This window comes from Geminicoccus flavidas, from assembly GCF_009806515.1.
GTDB classification, from domain to species: domain Bacteria; phylum Pseudomonadota; class Alphaproteobacteria; order Geminicoccales; family Geminicoccaceae; genus Geminicoccus; species Geminicoccus flavidus.
Map to the genome: position 1 here is coordinate 1 of NZ_WUJP01001036.1, position 8534 is coordinate 8534.

Below are 8534 nucleotides of genomic sequence, written 5' to 3' on the forward strand. Positions count from 1 at the left end.
CATGCAGATCGCGATGATCCACATCATGCTGCCCTTCATGATCCTGCCGCTGCTCAGCAGCATGCGCGGCATCGACAGCAACCTGCTGCGCGCCGCCGCGGTGATGGGCGCCAACCCATTCCGGCAATTCGTCTCGATCTACCTGCCGCTGTCCGTCCCCGGCATGAGTGCCGGCTGCGTGCTCGTCTTCATCTCGTCCTTGGGCTTCTACATCACGCCCGCTCTGCTGGGCGGCCAGCGGACCATGGTGGCGGTGCTGATCGAGCAGCAGGCATCCCGCCTCCTGAACTGGCCGCTGGCCTCCGCCCTGGCGACGCTGCTGCTCGTGCTGACCTGCATCCTGTTCGTGATCTACGAGCGTACCATGCGCCGTGTCGGCGGCGGCAAGCCGCCGGGAGAAGCGGCGTGACCGCCTCGGCACCCTGGCGCGTGGCCGACACCGGCATCCTGGCCTTCGCGATCCTGATCCTGATCTACCTGGTGATGCCGACCCTGGTGATCGTGCCCCTGTCGTTCAGCAGCGAGACCTTTCTGAGCTTCCCGCCGCCGGGCTTCTCCTTGCGCTGGTACGAGGCGTTCGCCGAAAGCCTCGACTATCGCATGGCCATCCTCAACAGCGTGATGATCGGCCTGCCGGCAGCCCTGCTCGCCACGGTGTTTGGCACGCTCGCGGCCATCGCCCTGGTGCGCGGCGACATCCCGGGCCGCCGGCTGCTGGCGGCCCTGATGATCGCACCGCTGATCCTGCCGCAGATCATCCTCGCCATCGGGCTGTTCCCGATCATGGTCCGGCTCGGGATCATCGGCAGCTATCCCGGCATTCTGTTTGGCCATGCAGTGGTCTGCATGCCGCTCGTGTTCATCACCGTGGCGGCCTCCCTGCGCAGCTACGCGCCCACCTACGAGCTGGCCGCGATGACGCTCGGCGCCAATCCCTGGAACACGTTCCGCTACGTGACCTTCCCGATGATCCGGGTGGGCGTGCTGGTCGGGTTCATCTTCGCCTTCACCTTCTCCTTCGACGAGCTGATCCTCGCCATCTTCCTGACCAGCCCGGAGACCCGCACCGTGCCACGTCTGCTCTGGGAGCATCTGAGCTACCAGATGACCCCGGTCATCGCGGCTGCGACCGTGGTGTTGCTGCTGATCACGCTCTCGCTCCTGATGCTGGCGGCGGTCGCGGGCCGATTCGGGCCGCGCAAGGCGAAGGAGGCCGTGTCTTGAATGCGCAGCTCATGGCCCCCCAGGTGCCGATGCAGACGCCGGGCACGCCCGCCCGCCGGGGTGCCGTCGTCGATTTTCGGGGCGTGACCAAGGACTATGGCGCCCTGACCGTGCTGCAGCCCACCTCCTTGCGGATCGAGGCCGGCGAGTTCTTCGCCATCATCGGGCCCAGCGGCTCCGGTAAGTCGACCCTGCTCGGCATCACCGCGGGCTTCGTGGCGCCCAGCGGCGGCTCGATTAACGTGGATGGCGTGGATGTCGTGGCGACTCCGCCCTATCACCGCAATTTCGGCATGGTCTTCCAGAACTACGCGCTGTTCCCGCACATGACGGTCGCGGAGAACATCGCTTTTCCGCTGCGCATGCGCGGCTGCCGCAAGCCGGAGATGGCGACGAAGGTCCAGCGCGTCCTGGAGATGGTCCGCCTGTCCGGCTTCGGCGACCGCAAGCCGGCCCAGCTCTCGGGCGGCCAGCAGCAGCGCGTCGCCCTCGCCAGGGCCGCCGTGTACGACCCCCTGCTCCTGCTCATGGATGAGCCGCTGGGTGCCCTCGACAAGAACCTGCGCGAGGAGATGCAGGAGGAGATCAAGCGGTTCCAGGAAGCGCTGGGTGCGACCGTCATCTACGTGACGCACGACCAACACGAGGCGGCCTACATGGCCGACCGCATCGCGATCATGCGCGGCGGTACGCTGGAGCAGATCGGCTCGCCCCGCCAGCTCTACGAGCAGCCGGAGAGCATCTTCGTCGCGAGCTTTCTGGGCGAGGCCAGCCTCCTGCCGGTGCTGGGCATCGCCGGCAGCCGGGGCAGCGAGGTCAGCGTCAGGATCGGCGACGGCCTCGTCGTCGAGGCCACCGCCCCGCAGGGCCGCGGCAGCGCCGATGTCGTCTGTGTGCGTCCCGAGGCGGTCGCGATCAGCGCGCAGCTGCCGCGGATGGACAACAGGTTCGCCGCACAGGTCGAGGATGCGGTCTACACCACCGGCAGCATCCGCTACCGGGTCCGGCTCGACGGCAGCGACCTCCTGCTCACGGTCCGCATCCCGTCTGCCCCGGACATCGTCCTGCTGGAAAAGGGCCAGAAGGTGACGGTCGGCTGGAGCCGGCGTGATGCCCTGCTGGTGGCTGGGAGCTGACATGAACCAATCGCTCGGCGGCAAGGTCGCCATCGTCACCGGTGCCGCCTCGGGCATGGGGCGCGCCCACGCGATCCGGCTGGCTGCGGAAGGTGCCGTCGCCATCGTCCAGGACATCGACGGGGAGGGCCTGGCAGGGACGGAGGAACTGATCCGGAGGGAAGGGGGCAACGTCGCCGCCTTTGTCTTCGACATCACCGACATAAGCGCGATCGACCGGATGGCCGCCGACGTGCTGGCACGCTTCGGCGGTATCGACATCCTGGTCAACAATGCCGGGATCGGCATCGACCGCGTCATCGAGGACATCGACCAAGCCGCGTTCGACCAGATGATCGGCGTCCACGTGAAGGGCTCGTTCTTCTGCGGCCGCGCTGTGGTCCCGGCGATGAAGCGCCGCGGCTGGGGCCGGATCATCAACGTTTCGTCACGCTGGGCGCAGGCCGGGCACCACATGGCGTCCGACTATATCGCCGCCAAAGGCGCGATCCTGGGGCTCACCAAGGCCTGGGCCAAGGAGCTGGCGCCGTTTGGGATCACCGTGAACGCAATCGCGCCGGGCGGGGTCTGGAGCCGGATGGTGCTGGAGAATCTCGGCGAGGAGGGCGTGCGCCGTGAGGAACGGGAGGTGCCGCTCGGCCGCTGGGCGCAGCCCGAGGAGATCGCGGAGAGCGTAGCGTTTTTGGCCAGCGACGAGGCCGCGTTCATCACCGGCCAGGTCATCAGTCCCAACGGCGGCAAGACGATCGTCGGTTTCTGAAGATCATCGCGGGCACGGCGGGCCGGACGACGCGCGTCCGCGATCCGGCGGAACCGGGCCTGGAGGAGAAGGACGATGCGGGAACTCGAAGGGTTGGTCGCCGTCATCACCGGGGCAGGGGCCGGCATGGGCAAGGCTCATGCCCAGCTCCTAGCCGAACATGGTGCGCGGATCGTCGTCCAGGACATCGACGGTGTGCGGGCCGAGCAGACGGCGGCACTGGTCCGCGCCGAAGGCGGAGATGCCGTTGCGATTGCCTGCGACGTCGCCGATACGGCAGCGCTGACCACAGCACTTACCGAGGCCGGCAACCGGTTCGGGCGGATCGACATCCTGGTCAACAACGCCGGGATCGGCGGCGAGCCGCTGATCGAGGACACTACCGAGGAGTATTTCGACCGGACCTTCGCCGTGCATGTCCGCGGCAGCTTCTTCGCCGGCAAGGCGGTGCTGCCGTTCATGAAGCAGCAGCGCCGCGGCAAGATCATCAACATCTCGTCGATCTGGGGCATGGTCGGCCATCACTATGCCTCGCCCTACTGCGCGGCTAAGGCGGCGCTGCTCGGCCTCACCAAGGCCTGGGCGAAGGAACTGGCACCCTGGAACATCCATGTGAACGCGGTGGCGCCGGGCGGTGTCCTGACCAAGATGGTCATGTCCCAGCCGGACATCGAGACGAAGATGGCCCAGAAGGTCGCGCGGGTGCCGCTCGGTCGCTACGCGGATTCCCGGGAAATCTCCTATACCGTCGCCTTTTTGGCCTCGCCGCGGTCCGACTTCATCACCGGCCAGGTCATCAGCCCGAACGGCGGCGAGGTCATCGTCGGCATCTGACCAGGACGCGCCGGACCCTCCGAGCACGGGGCGGAACGCGCGTTGACATCAATTATCGAATAAAGATAATCATTACCAAACTCCGATACGAGGCTACGGCATGCGGTTCGGCCTTTTCAACCTGATGAACCAGTTCGGAATCGAGCAGCGCGAGGTCTATCAGGGCACGCTGGACTGCGTGAAGCAGGCCGACGCGATGGGCTTCGACACCGCCTGGTTTGCCGAGCACCACTTCTCGAACTACAGCCTATCGCCCTCGCCGCTGATGTTCGCCGCCGCCGCCGCGCGCGAGACCAGGCGGATCCGGCTGGGCCCGGCCGTGATCGTGGCACCGCTCTACAACCCGATCCGCGTGGCCGAGGAAGTAGCCCTACTCGATCAGCTGAGCGAGGGCCGGGCGGCACTAGGCATCGGCTCCGGCTACCAGCGCTTCGAGTTCGAGGCGTTCGGCGCTGATCTCGCCGAGCGGCAGGAGCGGATGCTGGAGATCTGGCAGATCATCGACCAAGCGGTGCACCAGAACCGGTTCGGCTATGCGGGCAGGTTCTACCAGCTGCCCGACGTGCCGCAGGCGATCCGACTCTACACGCCTCGCCGGATCGACACCTATTTCGTGTCCTGGTCGCCCGCCATCATCAACCAGGCGGTCGCCACCGACGCGGTGCCGTTCATCACGGTCGGCTGGGGCGACAGCAAGGCGCTGGCCGGGATGCACGACTTCGTCGCCGGCAAGTATGCCGAGGCGGGCCATGATCTCGCCGGACGCCGCTTTGCCGCGCAGCGCTACGTCTATGTCACCGACGACCGGGTGGAGCTCGACCGGGTGGCCGCCGGCATCCGCTATGCCGGCCGCTGTGCTGGGCACATGCGCGTTGGCGCCCAGGTCCTGGACGGGCACGTCATCCTCGACCAGCCGCTGGAAGGCGAGCCGAGCCTGGAGAAGATCCAGCAATCGGTCCCGATCGGCAGTGCGGAGATGGTGGCCGAGCGCATCATCGCCGAGGTGCGCACGAACGGCATCACCGACCTCAGCTGCTTCATGTGGCCGGCCGGGATCGAGGCGAAGGCGGTTCTGCGCTCGATGGAGCGGTTCGGGAGTGAGGTGATGCCGCTGGTCACCAGGGCTTTGGCGGAGGATGGCCGTAAGCCGGCGCAGGCGGCGGCCTGAATGGACGCGACCACGCTGCCGGTAGGCGAGATCATCGAGGAGGGTCCATGGCTCGCCGGCGATCCCATCCCTGCACCGGCAGCCGAGGTCGCGGACGCCTTCCGGGTCAGCATGCGCCGCCTGGCGGCTGGGGTATGCGCCGTGACCATCCGCCATGGCGAGGGGATCGCGGGGCTGACCGCGACCTCGGTCACCTCCTTGTCGATGGAGCCGCCCTCGCTGCTCGTGTCGATCCGTGCCTCCTCCGGCGTGCTTCATGCGCTGCGCCAGGAGCGGCGCTTCACCGTGCATGTGCTGGCCGAGGACCAGGCCTACCAGGCCAACGTGTTCGCGGGCCGCCTGGGGCCCGGCCCGCGTGCCGAGCTGGTGCCGTGGAGCCACGGCCATGACGGTCCGCAGCGCCTTAACGGTGCCACCTGCCACATCGACTGCCGGGTCGGCCGGCTGATGCCAATCTTCTCCCATGTCGTCGTCGTGGGCGTGGTGGAGCAGGTCGAACTCGGCGCCGTCGACCGGCCGCTCGTCTATTTCGACGGCGTCTTCTGCCCTCTGGCCCGGGCCGGCTGAACAGTCAGGCCGGCCGGCCGACCAATCAAGAGAATGCCTCCCGATGAGCCATGTCTTCCACCGGGCGCCCAAGCAGATCTATCCCTGCGCGGTGGCCGGCGAGGGACCCTACATCATCGACAGGGAGGGGCGGCGCTACCTGGATGCGTCGGGCGGGGCGGCGGTCTCCTGTCTGGGCCATAGCGAGCGGCGGGTGATCCAGGCGATCCAGCGCCAGCTCGACCGCCTGCCGTTCGCCCATACCGCGTTCTTCACCTCCGAGCCCGCCGAGGAACTGGCGGCATTCCTGGCCGGGCGGGCGCCCGGTGACCTCGACCATGTCTATTTCCTGTCCGGCGGCTCGGAAGCCGTGGAGGCGGCGCTCAAGCTGGCCCGGCAATATTTCGTGGAGCAGGGCCAGCTGCAGCGCCGCCGCTTCATCGCGCGCCGGCAGAGCTACCACGGCAACACGCTGGGTGCTTTGGCGGTCGGCGGCAATATCGGCCGGCGCGCCCTCTACGAGCCGCTGCTGATAGAGGTCGACCATGTGTCAGCCTGCAACGCCTATCGCGGGCAGGGCGAAAACGAGAGCGATGCCGCCTATGTCGATCGCCTAGGCCAGGAGTTGGAGGCGGTGATCGCGCGTCATGGCGGGGACAGCGTCATCGCCTTCGTAGCGGAAACCGTGGTCGGCGCTACGCTGGGTGCCGTGCCGCCCGTGCCGGGCTATTTCCGGCGGATTCGCGAGATCTGCGACCGGCACGGCATCCTCCTGATCCTGGACGAGGTCATGTCCGGGATGGGCCGCACCGGCACTTTGTTCGCCTGCGAACAGGACGGGGTCGTGCCGGACATCGTCACGATCGCCAAGGGTCTGGGTGCGGGCTACCAGCCGATCGGTGCCATGATCGCGTCCGCGCGGATCTACCAGGCAGTGTGCGGCGGCACGGGCTTCTTCCAGCACGGCCATACCTACCTGGGCCATGCCGCGGCCTGCGCCGGTGCGCTCGCGGTGCAGAAGGTGATCGAGGAGGACGACCTGCTGGCCCGGGTGCGGACGCAGGGTGCGGCCCTGCGCGCCCGGCTGCACCAGGCATTCGGCGGCCATGACCATGTGGGCGACATACGCGGCCGGGGGCTGTTCCTGGGGCTGGAATTCGTCTCAGACCGCACCACCAAAGAGCCGCTCGACCCGACGCTGCGCATGCATCTTCGCCTCAAGGCGAACGCCATGCAGGAAGGGCTGATCTGCTATCCCGCCGGCAACCCGCTGGACGGCGGGCAGGGCGACCATGTCCTGCTGGCACCGCCCTTTATCCTGACCGAGGCGCAGCTCGACGAGCTCGTGGACAAGCTGCACCGCGCCATGGCGCGGACCTTCGCCGAGATCGGCCTCTAGCACCGCCGCCTGATCACCGGAGCACGCCCATGGGCATCAAGCGCCTGCAGAACGTCTATTATGTCGTCGGCGACACGGCGCGGGCCCGCGGCTTCTACGAGGACGTGCTGGGCCTGCGCGTCAGATTCGACGACCCCGGCCGCTGGGTCCAGTTCGCCATGGCGAGGCCAACATGGCGCTGGCCGTTCCGGCCGAGGCGCCTACCGGTGCTAGAGGCGCCATCGCGGTGTTCGAAGTGGATTCGCTGGAGGAGATGCGCGCCCGGATCGAGGCCGCCGGTGCGCGGATCATCGCCGAGCGGGACATGGGCGGGCACGGCCGGACCCTCGCGTTCGAGGATCCGGACGGCAGTGTCGTGCAGCTGTTTCAGCGGGCGTCGTCGGCCTGAACGCGCCTGGCGGCAAAGGCGCTGGAGAAGCTGCTGGCCGACAAAGCAGGGCTCGACATGTCCTGGGCCGCCGCCCGGACCATCGGCCCGAATACCTGCTTGGCCTTGGCCAGATCGTAATTGGCCTTGTCGATCGAGATCGACACGGCCGCGACCGGGATGTCGCCGTCGCCCAGGATGGCAGCCGCCACCCCGATCTCCCGTTCGAGCACCTCACCATCCTGCCAAGCGAACCCCTCCTCGCTGGCCGCAGCGATCCGCCGGCGGATCTCGTCGGGATCGACCACGGTCTGGGCGGTGAGGCGGCGCAGCGGCGAGAGCATGAGCAGCCGGTCGACCTCCTCATCGGTCAGATGCGCCATCATCGCCCGCCCGGCCGCCGTGCAGTAGGCATGGCGGCGGATGGGCAGCAGGGCGAAGTCGTGGCTGACGAGGTTGGGAATGCGGCTCAGATAGAAGACATGGGCATTGTCCATGATCGCCACGCCGACCGATTCGGTGGTCTGCCGCGCCAGCGTCTCCAGGTAGCGGGTCGCCTTGGTCATCAGGGGGTCGGCCTGAATGAACGAGACCGCATAGGATACGAACCGGGGCGAAAGGCTGTAGCGCTTGTAGCGCTGGTGCCGCCGCAGGAGGCCCAGATTCTGCAGCGTGAACAGCAGCCGCTGGACCGAGCCTTTTTCCAGCCCAGTCTTGGCGACGATTTCCGAGAAGGTGAAGCTCTCCGCATTCTCGTAATACAGGTCGAGGATCTTGTACGCTTTCTCGAGAGTGCCCAGCTGCAGGACGCTCATTACCCTTCCTTCCGCAACCCGCCGACCGGCCGTGCCCTTACAGGCCCGGCCATGGTCCCGATGAGGTATCGGATAATAATACCAATAATCAATGGTCGATAAGACTTGACCTGAACTCACTCCTGAGCAGGTCGGCCGGCACCCCCGGCGTCAGGAACAGCACTGTCCGGCCCTGGCCGGCGCGATCAGCGTCGAGCGGGGTGAGGGGCTGCCAGAATCAGGCCGCCAGCCGCAGGAGTGCCCGCGCCTCGGCCGGCGTCGCCACCTTGTGCCCGGCTGCGTGGA

10 protein-coding genes are annotated in these 8534 nt (G+C 67.5%); 9 read left to right on the forward strand and 1 reads right to left on the reverse strand.

The features are described 5' to 3' along the window. The 9 genes from EQG76_RS29685 to EQG76_RS29725 all read left to right on the forward strand — a co-directional run. Positions 1 to 409: ABC transporter permease (locus EQG76_RS29685; RefSeq protein ID WP_235031622.1), on the forward strand; the 409-nt coding region annotated here is incomplete at its 5' end. Next, positions 406 to 1224: an ABC transporter permease gene (locus tag EQG76_RS29690; protein WP_159718855.1), complete on the forward strand. Its 819-nt coding sequence runs from the start codon at positions 406 to 408 to the stop codon at positions 1222 to 1224. The genes EQG76_RS29685 and EQG76_RS29690, both read left to right, overlap by 4 nt. Continuing rightward, positions 1221 to 2360 carry an ABC transporter ATP-binding protein gene (locus tag EQG76_RS29695; protein WP_200841243.1) on the forward strand — a complete coding sequence of 380 codons (1140 nt, stop codon included), beginning with the start codon at positions 1221 to 1223 and terminating at the stop codon, positions 2358 to 2360. Before EQG76_RS29690 ends, EQG76_RS29695 begins: the two co-directional genes overlap by 4 nt. A gap of 1 nt (position 2361) precedes the next feature. Next, positions 2362 to 3120: an SDR family NAD(P)-dependent oxidoreductase gene (locus tag EQG76_RS29700; RefSeq protein ID WP_159718856.1), complete on the forward strand. Its 759-nt coding sequence runs from the start codon at positions 2362 to 2364 to the stop codon at positions 3118 to 3120. A gap of 75 nt (positions 3121 to 3195) precedes the next feature. Further along, complete coding sequence (locus EQG76_RS29705) at positions 3196 to 3954, forward strand: SDR family NAD(P)-dependent oxidoreductase (protein WP_159718857.1); 759 nt, start codon at positions 3196 to 3198, stop codon at positions 3952 to 3954. A gap of 100 nt (positions 3955 to 4054) precedes the next feature. Then, positions 4055 to 5122 (forward strand): LLM class flavin-dependent oxidoreductase, encoded by a 1068-nt coding sequence (locus EQG76_RS29710; RefSeq protein ID WP_159718858.1) that lies wholly within the window; start codon positions 4055 to 4057, stop codon positions 5120 to 5122. After that, positions 5123 to 5689 (forward strand): flavin reductase family protein, encoded by a 567-nt coding sequence (locus EQG76_RS29715; protein WP_159718859.1) that lies wholly within the window; start codon positions 5123 to 5125, stop codon positions 5687 to 5689. It abuts the gene before it with no gap. A 43-nt stretch (positions 5690 to 5732) separates the two neighbouring features. Beyond that, entirely contained in the window at positions 5733 to 7067 is a 1335-nt protein-coding gene (locus tag EQG76_RS29720) for an aspartate aminotransferase family protein (protein ID WP_159718860.1), read from the forward strand. A gap of 172 nt (positions 7068 to 7239) precedes the next feature. Beyond that, a complete protein-coding gene (locus EQG76_RS29725; RefSeq protein WP_331463850.1) occupies positions 7240 to 7455 on the forward strand; it encodes a VOC family protein in 216 nt (71 codons plus the stop codon). Here the strand turns inward: EQG76_RS29725 and EQG76_RS29730 are convergent. Continuing rightward, positions 7434 to 8249, reverse strand: a complete 816-nt coding sequence (locus EQG76_RS29730) for an IclR family transcriptional regulator (RefSeq protein ID WP_159718861.1) — start codon at positions 8247 to 8249, stop codon at positions 7434 to 7436. The two genes, EQG76_RS29725 and EQG76_RS29730, sit on opposite strands and share 22 nt — an antisense overlap. Between the last annotated feature and the right edge of the window lie 285 nt (positions 8250 to 8534).

Bases quoted from the DNA above. Each gene is read 5' to 3' on its own strand.
- EQG76_RS29730 (WP_159718861.1), bottom strand. From the start codon at position 8,249: ATGAGCGTCCTGCAGCTGGGCACTCTCGAGAAAGCGTACAAGATCCTC.
- EQG76_RS29705 (WP_159718857.1), top strand. From the start codon at position 3,196: ATGCGGGAACTCGAAGGGTTGGTCGCCGTCATCACCGGGGCAGGGGCC.
- EQG76_RS29700 (WP_159718856.1), top strand. From the start codon at position 2,362: ATGAACCAATCGCTCGGCGGCAAGGTCGCCATCGTCACCGGTGCCGCC.
- EQG76_RS29720 (WP_159718860.1), top strand. From the start codon at position 5,733: ATGAGCCATGTCTTCCACCGGGCGCCCAAGCAGATCTATCCCTGCGCG.
- EQG76_RS29715 (WP_159718859.1), top strand. From the start codon at position 5,123: ATGGACGCGACCACGCTGCCGGTAGGCGAGATCATCGAGGAGGGTCCA.
- EQG76_RS29725 (WP_331463850.1), top strand. From the start codon at position 7,240: ATGGCGCTGGCCGTTCCGGCCGAGGCGCCTACCGGTGCTAGAGGCGCC.
- EQG76_RS29710 (WP_159718858.1), top strand. From the start codon at position 4,055: ATGCGGTTCGGCCTTTTCAACCTGATGAACCAGTTCGGAATCGAGCAG.